The organism is Methylocystis sp. Se48 (assembly GCF_056269425.1).
The window spans coordinates 851346-864776 of the sequence record NZ_CM149850.1; the positions used below are offsets into that span (position 1 = coordinate 851346).

Genomic DNA, 13431 nt, shown 5'->3' on the forward strand with positions numbered 1-13431 from the left:
CGGTTCCCGGACGAGTCGTCTCTGCGCCGGCGGACGATCTCATGCGTCTCGCGCGCGTCGATTTCGGCGGCGTCGTAAAAGAGGTCAGTCTCGCCTACGTTCCTGAAGCGAAGGTCGAGGATTACGTGCTCGTGCATGTCGGCTTCGCGCTCGCGGTCATCGACGAGGACGAAGCGCTGAAGACCGTCGCCTCCTTTCAGGAGGCGATCGGGCGCGCCTCCGAGGCGCGGGAGCGCGCATCATGAAATATGTCGACGAATTTCGCGATGGCGCCGTCGCGCGCGAGCTCGCCCGGCGTATCGCGCAAGAGGCGGAGCCGCGCCGTCATTATCGTTTCATGGAATTTTGCGGCGGGCATACCCACGCCATTGGGCGACACGGAATCGAAGATCTGCTTCCCGGCAATGTGGAGATGATCCACGGGCCGGGCTGTCCCGTCTGCGTGCTGCCGGCGGACCGCATCGACATGGCGATCGATCTCGTTCTGCGCCAGGACGCGACGCTGTGCGTCTATGGCGATCTCATGCGCGCGCCCGGCGCGCGGGGCGCGTCGCTGTTCGCAGCGAAAGCCGCGGGCGGCGACGTCAGGATGATCTATTCGCCGCTCGACGCGCTGCGTATCGCGGCGGCGGCGCCCGAACGGCAGGTCGTTTTCTTCGCAATCGGCTTCGAAACCACGGCGCCCGCGACGGCGCTCGCCATCCTTGCCGCCGCCGAGCGAGGTCTCGCGAATTTCAGCGTCTTTTGCAATCATGTGCTCACGCCGCCGGCGATGCGTCATATTCTCGCCGACGCCGACGGATCGACGGCGCGCATCGACGGCTTCGTCGGCCCCGCGCATGTCAGCGCCGTCATCGGGCCGGAGCCTTACGCTTTCGTCGCCTCGGAATTCGGAAAGCCTGTCGTCGTCGCCGGCTTCGAGCCGCTCGACCTGATGCAGGCGATCGAAATGCTTCTGCGGCAGATCAACGCCGGACGGCGCGATGTCGAAAATCAATATTCCCGCGCGGTGTCGCCTCTTGGCAACCAGCGCGCCCGGCGCGACATGGCGCGCGTCTTCGAGACGCGAGAGCGGTTCGAGTGGCGCGGCCTCGGCGAAATGCCGCTGAGCGCGTTGCGGATAGGAGAGGAATTCGCCGCTTTTGACGCGGAGACGCGCTTTCGGATGCGCGCGGAAAAGAGCCGCGACAATCCGGCGTGCGAATGCGGCGCCATTCTGCGCGGCGTGAAAAAGCCCGTCGACTGCAAATTGTTCGGCGGCCCCTGCACGCCGCAGACGCCGATGGGCGCCTGCATGGTGTCGTCGGAAGGCGCCTGCGCGGCTTACTGGTCTTACGGGCGCTTTCGGGAGGCGTCATGAGCAAGGCGCGACGTCCGCGACTCGACATCGGCGCCGGCCGCGTCGAACTCGCGCATGGCGCGGGAGGCGCCGCGATGGCGCAGCTCATCGAGGAGATTTTTCACGCCGCCTTCGAAAACGACTGGCTCCTGAAAGAGGACGATCAGGCGGTTTTCGACGTCGCGCCGGGGCGCCTCGCGATGGCGACGGACAGTTTCGTCGTGTCGCCGCTGTTTTTTCCCGGCGGCGACATTGGCGCGCTGGCGGTGAACGGCACGATCAACGACGTCTCGCTCGCGGGCGCGCGGCCGCTCCATCTCGCCGCGAGCTTCATTCTCGAAGAGGGCTTTCCGCTCGCAGACCTCGCACGCATCGCGGACAGCATGGGTCGGGCGGCGCGGGAGGCGGGCGTTTCCATCGTCACGGGCGATACCAAGGTCGTCGAGCGCGGCAAGGCTGACGGCGTTTTCATTACGACGACGGGCGTCGGCGCAGTGGCCGAGGGACTGGCGCTCTCCGCGGACAAGGCGCGTCCCGGCGACCTGATCCTCCTCTCCGGCTCCATCGGCGATCACGGCGTCGCCATTCTCTCGCAGCGGCAGAATCTCGCATTCGAAACGCAGATCGTTTCGGATCAGGCGGCGCTGCACGGCCTCGTCGCCGCAATGACGGAAGCGGCCGGCGCCGGCCTGAGGGTGATGCGCGATCCGACGCGCGGCGGGCTCGCGGCGGCGCTCAACGAGATCGCGCGGCGGTCGCGGGTCGGCTTCCATATCGAGGAAGCTGCGCTCCCCGTGAAGCCGGCCGTCGCGGCGGCCTGCGAAATATTGGGGCTCGATCCGCTCTACGTGGCCAATGAGGGAAAGCTCGTCGCCATCGCCGCGCCCGAGGTCGCAGGGCGCGTCCTCGCGGCGATGCGCGCGCATCCGCTGGGCCGCGACGCCGCGATGATCGGCAAGGCCGTGGCGGACGAGAATCGCTTCGTTCAAATGACGACGGCGTTCGGCGGAAGACGGATCGTCGATCGCCTGTCCGGCGAACAGCTGCCGCGCATCTGCTGAAATCTTTGCGTGAACGCGCCCGTTCGTTTGTCGCCGCGACGCGCGCAAATTAATTTCCCTGAATCGGCGGCCATTTTGGGAGCGCGCGGCCAAATGACGGAAAGCATCGGCGCCTATCTTGTCAGGCGGATTCGGGGTCAAGGTCGCCACGGAGCGGGAAATGGCGGCCGCGCTCGCTCGGGCGCGCGCGAATGCGCGAATGAAGGCGGCTGGTCGCCGATCCAGGTCGTGCTGGATCGTGACGACCGATCGCCTGCGCTGCAACGCCTCACGGGCAAGCTCGCCGAGCGTGTGCGCGCAAAGAGCTGAGCCGCAAGAATTTGAGGTTGACAGCGGCCGGGCTTGGATCGCATATGCCGCTACCGAACGGCGGGCGATGGCGCGCCGGCGTCTCGCCTCCCGGCGAGTGAGATGGGGGAATGTCCCGAGCGGCAAAGGGGGCGGACTGTAAATCCGCTGGCTAAGCCTTCGTAGGTTCGAGTCCTACTTCCCCCACCATCCCTTCCCTCGCTAGAGGAAAGAAACAGGCGGTCCGGACGCCGATCCGCCATTGAGAATAAGGTTCGTCTTTTCAGACGGGCGCCGTCCGGCGCGAGCAGATTGGCCGGGGCGGTCGGCGCCGCCGCTTCTCTCGGTCGCGCCATTGAAAATAATGTTGCTATGGCGATGGGCTAATAGCTTCCTTTCGGCCGAAGCTGGGTTGCTCTTCGAAATCCCGACTTCGGCGACGTCGCGCCGGTCTCGGCAGAGCGAATTCAGGAGGAAGTCGACAGGCTGTCCGCGGGAGCCGAGCTGATCGCCGCCCGTGGCGGGCGGCGCGCGTTATTTCTTCGCGTCGGCCTCGTTCTTTTGGCTTTGCGTTCGGCTGCGCGCGGGGGCGAATTTGTCGGGGGGCGGCGAGAGGTCCGGCGCGGAAAAACCGACGAGGCGCGCGGGCCGCGCCGGAGGTAGAAGCACGCTCGGATCCGAGGCGCGGGCGGCCGACCGCACCGGGGCGATCGGCGCGCCCATCACGGGCCGGGTCGCCGTATGGGCTGCGGGTGTGGCGGCGGTCAACGCGCTGAAATTGGAACGGTCGAGACGCGCCGGCACGACGGCGTTTTTCGCGGAGGCGCGCTGCGCATCGGGCGTGGCTACGGACGAAGGTTTCTTTTCCTCCCCTTTTTCCGGCGCATAGGCAAGCGGCGTTTCGTCACCCTCGCGAGCGGACGCTCCCTTTTCCTTGTCGACGAGATCAGCGATGGCGGCGTTGGCGTCGCCGCGCCCTTTGGCGGCGAGGGCCGCGGGACGGCGCGGGGGCGTCGGCGCCTTGACGAGAGGGCGCGCCGCAGCGGCAGGCTCTTCGGTCGACTCTCTCTCCGCCTGAGCGTCGACGGAGCTGCGCAGCTCGCGGGGGCCGCTCGCTTCGAGGCCTGCGACCTCGGCGGGCGCCTCGTCGAGCGGAGCCGGCTTGTCCAGCGCAGCGGGCCGCCCAGACGGCGGCAGCGGCACACGCGCGAATTTCGGCTTTTTCGTCGGGTCCAACGGCTGCTCCGACGCGGCTTCGACGGGCTCCTCCCGCAACTGGGACTGCGCCGCCGGCGGCGCCACGGCGACGGCGCCAGTCGCGGTCATGACGGTCTCGCCACGGGGTAGGTCGGCCTCGGCGCTGGCGATCTGATTGCGGCCCCGGCGGCCGGCGGGCGGCGATTCGGCGGCCCCGCCCTCGTCCTCGGCGGCGGCCTGCATGTCGGCCCCTCGGCCCCGCCGCGGGGCGAGCGCCGCCCATTGCTTGCGGGTGCTCGGCGCCGGCGCGGCGATCTCGGCGTCCTCGTCCTCGCCGCTGCTCAGGCCGAAGAGAGAGGCGAAGAAACCGCCGAAGGTGCGCCGGGGAGCCGTGACATAGGCTCCGTTGCCGCGCGCCTCGATTTCCGCCTTCGCTTCCTCGTAGCCGGGGAGCGGCACGCCGTTGGTGGGAAGATGCACGGTCTTGCCGTCTGGGAACAGCCTGACGAGCTGGTCGTAGGACATGCGCGGCCAGGAGCGCACATTGCCGACGTCGAGATGCACGAATGGCGTATTGGCGTTGGGGTAATATCCGACGCCGCCCCGCTGCATCCGCATGCCGATTTCTCGAATATGCGACATGGGCATGCCCGGCATGGTCGTGTCCATCGCCTTGCCGAGCATGTGCTGGGAATATTTGGCGACGGCGCGCGAGCGCGCCCGCAGCATGGCGTTGGTCTCGGGCGAACGATAGGCCGAGACGACATTGATGACCTGATTGCTCGCGCCGGCGGAACGATAGGCTTCCCACACCACGTCGAACAGGCGGGGATCCATATTTGTGGGCTCGTCGCGGCGCCAGTCGCGCAGGAACCAGTTCAACTGTTGCAGGACGCGGCTGTCGTACTGGCCGTTGACCAGATAGGTCGCCGCGATGTCCTCTCCCGTATGCGCGTGATGCAGATAGATCGTGCGCGTGTCGCCGTTGGCGACGGCGGTTTCCGTCATGTTCGGCGACAGACCTGCTGCGCAGAAAGTGAAAAAGCCGAGCGCAAGCGAGAACCGCGAGGCTGTTTTGCGTTTGTCGCTGTCGCGAGGCGTGGTCAACAGGATCGCTTCCCCGTCTTGCTCGGGGCCGCCCCGGAGGCAGGCCCAAGAGTGTGCTCCATCCCTTGCCCTTCGAGCCGGCGGAAGAACCGCTCTCAGGACGCCCCCGCCGTCCATGCGGAAGGCTCGATTATTTACGGCTTTCGCCGTTTTATCGGCGCAGGGCCGGTGCGGCTGCGAGCAGACTGCGAGACACAGGGGCTGGCGCGCCAGCCCGGACTCCCCTACGCCCGTCGAGGGGTAGGGTAACATCATGGCGAAATATTGCTCGAGGCGGAGTCGCGCCGGGCCTCACTTCGGCTCGCCGCGCAGGAAAGTCGCGCTCAGGATCGGCTGCGCGCCCTTGATGAGCGTCAATTTCGGCGATCCGACGTCCATTGCCGTGAAAGCCTCCGACGGCGGACGGCGCGGCGGCAACGGAACGTCGACGGCCTCGACCGCTCTGCGCGCGAGCGACGTCGTCTCGGAGCGGGCGACGGCGTCGGAGGAGGAAAAGCGGCTCTGCGGAACCGGCTGGCGGTCCGCCACGGCCACGCGAATCGAACCGCGCGGCTGGTCATCCGCGCTGGAAAGGGCGCTCGCCACGGCGGTCTGCACCTTGCGGGCGATGTCGCTCCAGGGGTCCGTAGCGGCGCTCGGCCGCGCGCTTGCGACGGCGACGGGCGCCGCCTGCCGCGGCCGGCGGCTGGCGATCAGCACGGGATTGTCGCCCTCGCAGTTTCTCATGCCAAGCGCGATGAGCTCCCTGCCGCTGAGAATGCGGTATTCGCGAGTCAGATAGCCGAGCCGGGCCTGGACCGGGGCCGGATAGGAGGCGAACAGCTTGGCGGAAACGCCGTAGTCCACCTCTTTGGTGATGGCGTTGTAGGCCTGATGGAATTTGACCTGCGCGTCGGGATAGACGCACACGTTCGGCAGGCTCAGCGCCAGCGTGCAGGCCGACCGACATTCGTGCAGGCGGACTTCGCGGTTCTCGCGCCTGTATTGTTCTGTCTGCGCTTCGTAATCGCTGACGAGTCCCCCGACGTCCTTGTAGACGATCACGGGCGCCGGCGACGGCGGCGGCGAAAGATAGCCCAAGACGCACCTCTACTCTAACGCTTTGAGGACTCTACGCTTCAGGCTATGTTCACCATGTCAGGGTGAACAAACGCTTAAAGAGCGGCGTCAGCTCTTTATGCCCACGCGAAGACCCGGCGAAGGACGTTCTTGCAGAACATTGCGGCGAAAATGAAATAAGGCCGCCGGCCGGCCGCCGGTCCTCAACGACATTTCTCCGGTCGGTTCTACAATTGCCGACGTTTCGACCAGTCTTCGGAAATTCTGCTTGTGCAGATGGCGTCCGGCGATCGCCTCGACTGTGCGTTGCAATTCCGTGAGCGTGAAGGCGGGGGGCATCAGCTCGAAGATGACGGGCCGATACTTCATCTTTGATCGCAACCTGCCCATGGCGGTGGCGAGGATGCGGCGATGGTCGTGCCGCATCGGCGCGCCCAGCGTCTCGAGCCGCCCGCGCCGCGCCGCCGCCTCGCGTCCGTCGCGCAGGGCTTCCTCCACCATGCCGGCCTCGTAGAGGAGTTCGTAGCGCTCGAGCACATTTTCCTCGTTGAAGCCGCGCGCGCCGAAGAGGAGATCGACGCGCTGCCGGCGCGACAGGCCCGCCGAGGACACGGCGTCGGGCGCCGCCTTGACCCAGTCGCGCAGCCCCGGCGCGATCGCCGTCTCGATGATCTCGGGGCGTCCTTTGCGCCAGTCCTCCCAAGGAAAGAAGTCGTGCCAGTTGCGCCAGGCCCCGATGGCGGGATGCTGCGTCTCGCCGCCGATGCGGGTGAGGGCCAGATAGCCGACGGACACGACATGCGGATCCCGGTCGCCGGCGCGGGCGTGGCGGCCGCGGTCGCCGAAGGTGTAGAGCTGTTCGACATAGCCGAGCGGCATGCCGGTCTGCTCCGTCACCCAGGCGCGCAGGCCGATCTCGAAGGTGCGGTGACGAACCGGATCGAAGGGGCCGGAGGGCAGAGCGGCGGCGTCGCCGGAATCGTCCGAGCGCGTCGTGAGAATGAGCGGTTCGTCGCCGCGCACGGCGACGATGGCCGCCGTCAGGCCGATCTCGACCGGGGGCGAAATCGTCCGGGCCGACTGATCCGCATCCACTTCGGTCAGGCGAGTTCGAGCGCGAAGGGCGCCCCCTCATAGCAATCCGCCCCGCGCCCGATGGCGGCGATCGCCGCGACCATGCGGCCCTCGCGGCCGAGGCGACGATCCGCGAGCGCAACAAGGCGCCGGTTGGGCGTCGCCGTCGGCGAGATGCGGCGCAGTTCCCGCGCCAACTCGAATTCGCATCGGTGGGGCGCAAGGGCGCAGGCGGCGACATAGGCGGCCGCCGGGGAGCGGCTCACCCCGGCGTAGCAATGGATGACCATCGGGTCGGACCGGTCCCAATCTTCAATGAAGGCCAGAAGCCGGTCGATATGTTCCTCCCCCGGCAGGACATGTCCGTCGAGCGGCCCGTCGATGTCGGAGACCGCGATGCGCAGGTGCCGTTCGCGGGCGATCTCGCAGGGTCGCACCAGCGACGCGCCGGCCGTGAGAATGGTGACGAGCGAGCGGGCGCCGCTCGCGCGGACGGTGTCGACCACCTTGGTCATGGAACAGACGTAAAGTCGCCCGTTCGACATCGAAAACCTCTCGGTCTTCCGCTATCCGCGGTCGATCGCGTTGAAACGGGCGAGGAACCGCGCCTGGGTCGTTTCCACGGCCGCCGGCGCGAGCTCGTCCACAAAGGACTGCGGCGAGAACGCCGGGCGGCCGAAGATGCGCTCGGCTTCGCGCCGTGTAAAGCCGGCAAGCGACACGGCCTCGAAAAAAGCCGCCGCGCGGTCCGCCTGTTTGGCGAGTTTCAGAACGGCCGGGGACGGGGTCGCCGGCAGGGAGAAGCGAAGCAGAATGGCGCTCAGAATGCGGTTTTCCACCGATTTGTATGCGTCGCCGATCACCGCCTTGAAGGGGGAGATCATGTCGCCGATGACATATTCGGGCGCGTCGTGAAGCAGCATGAACAGACGCTCCGTCCGGCCGATGGCGGTGTCCAGTTCGGCGGCGATCCTTTCCACGAGAAGGCTGTGCTGGGCGACCGAGAAGATATGCGGGCCGATCGTCTGGCCGTTCCAGCGGGCGACGCGGGCGAGGCCGTGGGCGATGTCCTCAATTTCGACGTCGAGCGGGGAGGGGTCGAGAAGATCCAGCCGCCTTCCGGAAAGCATGCGCTGCCAGGCGCGCGGCGGTTCCGGGGCCTTCGCGGGCGACCGTTTCCTGAGAGAGATTTCGGCCATTTTAGCTCTTTTTGCGCACATGGCAGTCAACGAGATGGTCGTCGACCATGCCGACGGCCTGCATGAAGGCGTAAACGATCGTCGGGCCGCAGAATTTGAAACCGCGCGCCTTCAGATCCCTGGCGAGGCGCTCGGAGATCGGCGAGCAGGTCGGGACGTCGCTCATCCGCGCGGGACGATTGACGATCGGCCGACCGTCGACGAACCCCCACAAGTAATCCGAGAACCCCCGGCTCTCCTCGATCGCGAGCCAGGCGCGGGCGGAGAGAACGGCGCCCTCGATCTTGGCGCGGTTGCGCACGATCGCGCCGTTTTGCATCAATTCGTGCACCCGCCGGTCGTCGAAACAGGAGATCGCCGCCGGGTCGAAGCCTGCGAAGGCGGCGCGGAAAGCCTCGCGCTTGCGCAGGATCGTGATCCAGGAGAGGCCGGCCTGAAAGCCGTCGAGAATCAGCTTTTCGAAGAGCGCGCGGCTGTCCCGCTCGGGTTTTCCCCATTCCTCGTCGTGATAGGCGACGTAGAGCGGGTCGAATCCCGTCCAGGGGCATCTGGCGCGTCCGTCGGCGTGAACCAGCGCCACGTCGCCCCAGCTTGCTGGTTGTTCGCGGGCCTCAGGCAAAAGCGGCTCCTTATTCTCTGCGGCGCGCGGCCGCATGCCCGGCTTTATTGCGCGTTCAGATTGCGTTCACAACCATGTTGGGACTATCGTTGCGACGCCGCAGACATGTCGTTGCAGGCTTATGGCGCGCGGCGTGCTTGTCGCGCCGTCGCAAGTCGCTGCCGAATCTTCAAAGCGGCTTCCATAAGGGGAGAATTTATATGGTGATCCGTCTCGTTGTTTCCCGCGCTGCGGTAGGCCTCGTCGCCTTGGGCCTCGGCGTGGCCGTCTCGGGCGATGCGCTCGCCCAGGCCAATGTGCTCAAGGAATGCGGATCTCGTTACCAGGCCAAGAAGGCGGCCAACGAACTCGGCGGCCAGAGCTGGCAGGACTTTCTGAAGGAATGTCGCGCGAGCCTCGCGACGCCGGAAGCCGCGCCCGCCGAAGCCGCCGCGCCGGCTCCCGCCCCCGCACCGGCTGCGGAATCCAAACCCGCCGAAACCGCCGCTCCGGCCCCTGCGCCGGCTCCCGCTCCTGCGCCGGCCGCGGAATCCAAGCCCGCGGAAACCGTCGCGCCGGCTCCTGCGCCCGCCGCCGAGGCCAAGCCCGCGGCGAAGGACGCCAAGGCGGCCCTGCAGAGCCGACAGAAGAAGTGCGCGGCCGAGTGGAAAGCCCAGAAGGCCGAACTCCTGAAGACGGACAAGAAACTCACCTGGCCGAAGTTTTGGAGCTCCTGCAACAAGCGTCTGAAGGACGCCGGCGAGTAAGCCTCGCGCGGATGATTCGAGACGCCCGGCGGAGTTTTCCGCCGGGCGTTTTTATTTTTGACGCTTTCGGAGGCGGCGCATCTTGCCCCTCGGGCGGGTTCATGTCACAGGACTGAAAAAGAGGCACGGAGGCGGGCTTGGACAAGGGCGAACTGCGAAAGCTGCAAGCGTTTCTGCGCCGTTCTTTCGGGAATGACGAGATCCGCGTCGCGCTCGACCCGAAGAATACGGAAAACGCCGCCGTCCATCTCGGCGAGCGCAAAATCGCGACGATTTCCGTCGATGATGAAGATGGCGACCGCTCTTTCGCCTTCGAGATGAAAATCCCGGTCGGCCGCGAAGTTTTGCAGTCCTATCTGCGCAAGCTGTTCGAGAATGACAGGCTCAGCATCGCCGCGCGCGGCCGCAAGACCGACTCGGTCGAACTGAACGCCGACGGAGAGTTTCTCGGCGTGATTTCCGCCGACGACGCGAAGCTCTCGAGCTTTACGCTTCAGATCGCCATTCTCGACTTCGACCTCGAAGAAGAGTGATCCGGCGCGTCAACGTTTTCGCTTGCCGGACGGGCGCGCGGTCATGCGCGCCAGAAGCGCCCGCGCGCCGTCGTGAAGCGCGTCCCACCGGTCGAGAAAAATCGCCGGATATCTCAATTCGACGTCGAGATCGCCATCGCGAAACACCGACAGGCATCCTTCGCCAGGCGCGCCGCTCTGCGGTTTTGGACAGCGCGCGAAAAAGCCGCGGCCGTCGGGCGGCGCGATGAACAATTCCTCCGAATCATAGGGCGAACCCGCCTCGAACTGCCGAAGGACGAGACCGCCCGGCCCTTCCCGCGTTTCGGGCGTGAGAAAGCGCGCGTAAAGCTTTGCGGGCCGTTCGGCGGGATCGAGACTGTCGTCTTTGGGCGTCAGGGTGAGCGTCACCCCTTCTGGCGCGGCGCGACGGCTAGTGGGAAGAGGGGAGAAAGCCGGGAAGGAGACGATGAAGGCGAGGCGGTCGGCCATGCCGCCCGCCGCCGTGCTTTCGTCGCGCGCGTAGGCGCGCGCATAGGCGAATTTCAGGCCGGCCAGTTCCGCCTGGACGAGGCCCGCCGGCGCGCCGTTGTGCGAGGCCAAAAGGAGCCATGAGCCCGTCCCGACCATGGCGACGATTAGCAGCGACGCGACGATCCCTTTCATCTGGCGACGCGCCGGCTCAACTTGTGACGCGCCAGTCGCCGTTCTGACGGCAAGCCTGGCCCTTCGCCTCTTGCGGGCGTCCGTCGATGAAAATCCTGTGCGTGTAGTCGCGGCAGGCGCCGTTCTCGGCTCCCGGGATTATGAAACCATAGGCGCCATGGCCGCCGCGCCAGCTCTTGCGCATGCCGGAGGACACCGCCTCCTGCTGGGCGGCGATGGCGGCCGCGCGATCCCTGTCGTCCAGCGACTGGCCGATGACGCTCCCGACGACGCCGGGCGCCGGCGGCGGCGGCGCAGCGGGCGTCGGCGCGGCGGCGACCTGCGTCGGATCGGAAGTCGAATTGCAGGCGGCGACGCCGAAGGTCGCGCAGAGGAGACCCATCGCCATGATCGCTTTCGCGCGCATCGTCGAGAACTCCAGTCCGTTGATCGAGTCGGAGAGAAACGACGTCATGCAGGATCGAACGGCGGCTGTCAAAAACCGGGCAGACGCAGTTGCGCGCGCAGTCCGCCGCCGGGACTGTCGTCGAGGCTGAGCACGCCGCCATAGGCCGCCGCGAGATCCACGACGATGGAGAGGCCCAGTCCCGAGCCGGGCTTGGTTTCATCGAGCCGCCGGCCGCGCTCGACAGCCTGTGTGCGCAGATGCGGCGCGAGGCCCGGGCCGTCGTCGTCAATCGTGACGAGCAGTCTGCCGCGGTTCGAACCCGCCGGGGCCGGCTCGACGACGACCGCGATGGAGACGGCGCTTTTCGCCCATTTCCCTGCATTGTCGAGGAGATTGCCGATCATCTCCTCGAGATCCTGGCGTTCGCCGAGAAAGCGCGCTTCCTGGCCAATGTCTCCGGAGAAGACGATTCCCCTGTCGCCGTAGATTTTCGTGAAGGCGCGCAGCAGCGCCTCGACGCAGGGCGCGACCGGCGTCGCCGCGCCGAGGGCGCCGCCGCGCGCCGCCGCGCGGGCGCGGTCGAGGTAGAAGGAAATCTGGTCGCGCATGATGCGCGCCTGTTCGGCCACTTTCTCGGCGAGCGGGGAGGGCGCAGCGTCCGCTTCGTTGACGATGACGCTGAGCGGCGTCTTCAGGGCGTGCGCGAGATTGCCGACCTGCGTTCGGGCGCGTTCGAGAATGTCGCGATTGGCGCTGATGAGCAGATTGAGCTCCTCGGCGAGCGGCGCCGCCTCGCTCGGATAGACGCCCGCGATCCGGTCGCGCTCGCCGCGACGGATGGCGGCGAGCTCGCGCTGCAACTGGCGCAGCGGGCGCAGACCGAAGCGCACCTGGAACGCCGCCACCATCGCGAGCGCCACGGCGAGCGCGGCGAAGGCGATCGTCAGCTCGATGCGGAAGCGCGCGATCTGCTCTTCCATTTCCTCGCCGCTCGCCGCGACCTGCACGAGATAAATGCCTGTGTCGCCCGCATCGATCACGCGTTCGATGATTCGCAGGCGCCGGCCATCCGGCCCCTGCGCGTAACCGCGTCGAAAGCCGCCGGCTTCGGCAGGCACGCCGAGATCGGCGAGCTTGGGCAGACGCTGGGCGAAGAGGGAGCGGGAGGCTTTGATGTCGTGCGCCTCGTCGTCCATCCTCGTGATCTGCCAATACCAGCCCGAACCCGGCAGTTCGAATTGCGGATCGCCGAGTTGGCCGGGCCCCGTTCGTCCCTCCTGGCCCGATTCGGAGACGTCCGCGACGATGGCGCGGAGATAAACGTCGAGACGTCGCTCGAACACTTCTTCCGCTTCCTGCCGGTAATAGGCGGTGAAGAAAACGCTCGCCAGCAGGAGAACCACCGAGCTCAACGCCGCCGCCGTCAGGAAGAGGCGCGTGGCGATGGAGCGGGTGGAGAAAGCTGAAAGGCGCATCGGCGGTCAGCGTTTACCGCCGCCGTCCCCCGCCGGCGCCGCAGCCATGTACCCCAGGCCGCGCACGGTCTGGATGATGTCGACTCCGAGCTTCTTGCGCAAGCGGCCGACGAAGACCTCGATCGTGTTCGAGTCGCGGTCGAAGTCCTGATCATAAATGTGTTCGATGATCTCGCTGCGCGAGACCACGCGTCCGCTATGATGCATGAGATAGGCGAGAAGCCGGTATTCGTGCGACGTGAGCTTCACTGGCGCGCCGTCGACGACGACGCGCCCCGCCTTGGTGTCGAGCCGCACGGGCCCACAGACGATTTCGTTCGTCGCATGACCCGCGGCGCGGCGCAAAAGCGCGCGGATGCGGGCGAGGACTTCCTCCATGTGGAAGGGTTTCGAAACGTAATCGTCGGCGCCGGCGTCGAAACCCTGGACCTTTTCGCTCCAGCGGTCTCGCGCAGTGAGGATGAGCACGGGCATGTGGCGTCCATCGGCGCGCCACTGCTCCAGCACGCTGATGCCGTCTTTCTTGGGCAGGCCGATGTCCAGCACCACGGCGTCATAGGTTTCGGTTTCACCGAGATACTGTCCCTCCTCGCCATCGAAGGCGCGGTCGACCGCATAGCCGGACTGCTCCAGCGCCTGCGCGATCTGGCGGTTGAGATCCCTATCGTCCTCGACGACGAGCAGTCGCACTCTTTCTCCTC

Annotated in this window: 16 protein-coding genes and 1 tRNA gene; 7 read left to right on the forward strand and 10 right to left on the reverse strand. The window is 66.9% G+C overall.

Translation table 11 applies throughout. The features are described from left to right. Positions 1 to 41: 41 nt before the first annotated feature. The 5 genes from ACV959_RS04085 (at position 42) to ACV959_RS04105 (ending at position 2898) form a co-directional block, all read left to right on the forward strand. A complete protein-coding gene (locus tag ACV959_RS04085) occupies positions 42 to 245 on the forward strand; it encodes a HypC/HybG/HupF family hydrogenase formation chaperone (protein ID WP_475738643.1) in 204 nt (67 codons plus the stop codon). Then, entirely contained in the window at positions 242 to 1360 is a 1119-nt protein-coding gene (gene hypD / locus ACV959_RS04090; protein ID WP_475738644.1) for a hydrogenase formation protein HypD, read from the forward strand. Before ACV959_RS04085 ends, hypD begins: the two co-directional genes overlap by 4 nt. Then, entirely contained in the window at positions 1357 to 2400 is a 1044-nt protein-coding gene (gene hypE / locus ACV959_RS04095; RefSeq protein WP_475738645.1) for a hydrogenase expression/formation protein HypE, read from the forward strand. Before hypD ends, hypE begins: the two co-directional genes overlap by 4 nt. Positions 2401 to 2493: 93 nt before the next feature. After that, a complete protein-coding gene (locus tag ACV959_RS04100; RefSeq protein ID WP_475738646.1) occupies positions 2494 to 2709 on the forward strand; it encodes a hypothetical protein in 216 nt (71 codons plus the stop codon). A 104-nt stretch (positions 2710 to 2813) separates the two neighbouring features. After that, positions 2814 to 2898: transfer RNA gene (locus ACV959_RS04105), tRNA-Tyr, on the forward strand. Positions 2899 to 3222: 324 nt separating this feature from the next. Here the strand turns inward: ACV959_RS04105 and ACV959_RS04110 are convergent. From ACV959_RS04110 to ACV959_RS04135, 6 genes are all read right to left on the reverse strand, one after another. Further along, complete coding sequence (locus tag ACV959_RS04110; protein WP_475739583.1) at positions 3223 to 4893, reverse strand: peptidoglycan L,D-endopeptidase MepK; 1671 nt, start codon at positions 4891 to 4893, stop codon at positions 3223 to 3225. A gap of 390 nt (positions 4894 to 5283) precedes the next feature. Then, on the reverse strand, positions 5284 to 6072 hold the full coding sequence (locus tag ACV959_RS04115) for a hypothetical protein (protein ID WP_475738647.1): 789 nt from the start codon (positions 6070 to 6072) through the stop codon (positions 5284 to 5286). Between the two features lie 87 nt (positions 6073 to 6159). Beyond that, entirely contained in the window at positions 6160 to 7146 is a 987-nt protein-coding gene (locus tag ACV959_RS04120; protein ID WP_475738648.1) for an NUDIX hydrolase, read from the reverse strand. A 5-nt stretch (positions 7147 to 7151) separates the two neighbouring features. Then, positions 7152 to 7670, reverse strand: a complete 519-nt coding sequence (locus tag ACV959_RS04125) for a tyrosine phosphatase family protein (RefSeq protein ID WP_475738649.1) — start codon at positions 7668 to 7670, stop codon at positions 7152 to 7154. Positions 7671 to 7691: 21 nt separating this feature from the next. Beyond that, positions 7692 to 8324 (reverse strand): HD domain-containing protein, encoded by a 633-nt coding sequence (locus tag ACV959_RS04130; protein WP_475738650.1) that lies wholly within the window; start codon positions 8322 to 8324, stop codon positions 7692 to 7694. A 1-nt stretch (position 8325) separates the two neighbouring features. Continuing rightward, entirely contained in the window at positions 8326 to 8943 is a 618-nt protein-coding gene (locus tag ACV959_RS04135; protein WP_475738651.1) for a DNA-3-methyladenine glycosylase I, read from the reverse strand. 200 nt (positions 8944 to 9143) lie between these two features. Here ACV959_RS04135 and ACV959_RS04140 point away from each other — a divergent pair, with 200 nt between their 5' ends. Both ACV959_RS04140 and ACV959_RS04145 read left to right on the forward strand, forming a co-directional pair. Beyond that, positions 9144 to 9689 (forward strand): hypothetical protein, encoded by a 546-nt coding sequence (locus tag ACV959_RS04140; protein ID WP_475738652.1) that lies wholly within the window; start codon positions 9144 to 9146, stop codon positions 9687 to 9689. A 137-nt stretch (positions 9690 to 9826) separates the two neighbouring features. Further along, a complete protein-coding gene (locus tag ACV959_RS04145; RefSeq protein ID WP_475738653.1) occupies positions 9827 to 10222 on the forward strand; it encodes a DUF3126 family protein in 396 nt (131 codons plus the stop codon). A gap of 9 nt (positions 10223 to 10231) precedes the next feature. Here ACV959_RS04145 and ACV959_RS04150 read toward each other — a convergent pair whose 3' ends face one another. The 4 genes from ACV959_RS04150 to ACV959_RS04165 are packed head-to-tail and all read right to left on the reverse strand — an operon-like array spanning position 10232 to position 13420. Further along, a complete protein-coding gene (locus tag ACV959_RS04150) occupies positions 10232 to 10867 on the reverse strand; it encodes a hypothetical protein (RefSeq protein ID WP_475738654.1) in 636 nt (211 codons plus the stop codon). Between the two features lie 16 nt (positions 10868 to 10883). After that, entirely contained in the window at positions 10884 to 11321 is a 438-nt protein-coding gene (locus ACV959_RS04155; RefSeq protein ID WP_475738655.1) for a hypothetical protein, read from the reverse strand. 20 nt (positions 11322 to 11341) lie between these two features. Next, entirely contained in the window at positions 11342 to 12730 is a 1389-nt protein-coding gene (locus ACV959_RS04160; protein ID WP_475738656.1) for an ATP-binding protein, read from the reverse strand. A 6-nt stretch (positions 12731 to 12736) separates the two neighbouring features. After that, on the reverse strand, positions 12737 to 13420 hold the full coding sequence (locus ACV959_RS04165; protein ID WP_475738657.1) for a response regulator transcription factor: 684 nt from the start codon (positions 13418 to 13420) through the stop codon (positions 12737 to 12739). Positions 13421 to 13431 lie beyond the last annotated feature (11 nt).

What these genes read in the sequence shown, in the direction of transcription:
- ACV959_RS04085 (WP_475738643.1), top strand. Translation starts at nt 42, where the DNA reads ATGCGTCTCGCGCGCGTCGATTTCGGCGGCGTCGTAAAAGAGGTCAGT.
- hypD (WP_475738644.1), top strand. Translation starts at nt 242, where the DNA reads ATGAAATATGTCGACGAATTTCGCGATGGCGCCGTCGCGCGCGAGCTC.
- hypE (WP_475738645.1), top strand. Translation starts at nt 1,357, where the DNA reads ATGAGCAAGGCGCGACGTCCGCGACTCGACATCGGCGCCGGCCGCGTC.
- ACV959_RS04100 (WP_475738646.1), top strand. Translation starts at nt 2,494, where the DNA reads ATGACGGAAAGCATCGGCGCCTATCTTGTCAGGCGGATTCGGGGTCAA.
- ACV959_RS04110 (WP_475739583.1), bottom strand. Translation starts at nt 4,893, where the DNA reads ATGACGGAAACCGCCGTCGCCAACGGCGACACGCGCACGATCTATCTG.
- ACV959_RS04125 (WP_475738649.1), bottom strand. Translation starts at nt 7,670, where the DNA reads ATGTCGAACGGGCGACTTTACGTCTGTTCCATGACCAAGGTGGTCGAC.
- ACV959_RS04130 (WP_475738650.1), bottom strand. Translation starts at nt 8,324, where the DNA reads ATGGCCGAAATCTCTCTCAGGAAACGGTCGCCCGCGAAGGCCCCGGAA.
- ACV959_RS04140 (WP_475738652.1), top strand. Translation starts at nt 9,144, where the DNA reads ATGGTGATCCGTCTCGTTGTTTCCCGCGCTGCGGTAGGCCTCGTCGCC.
- ACV959_RS04150 (WP_475738654.1), bottom strand. Translation starts at nt 10,867, where the DNA reads ATGAAAGGGATCGTCGCGTCGCTGCTAATCGTCGCCATGGTCGGGACG.
- ACV959_RS04155 (WP_475738655.1), bottom strand. Translation starts at nt 11,321, where the DNA reads ATGACGTCGTTTCTCTCCGACTCGATCAACGGACTGGAGTTCTCGACG.
- ACV959_RS04160 (WP_475738656.1), bottom strand. Translation starts at nt 12,730, where the DNA reads ATGCGCCTTTCAGCTTTCTCCACCCGCTCCATCGCCACGCGCCTCTTC.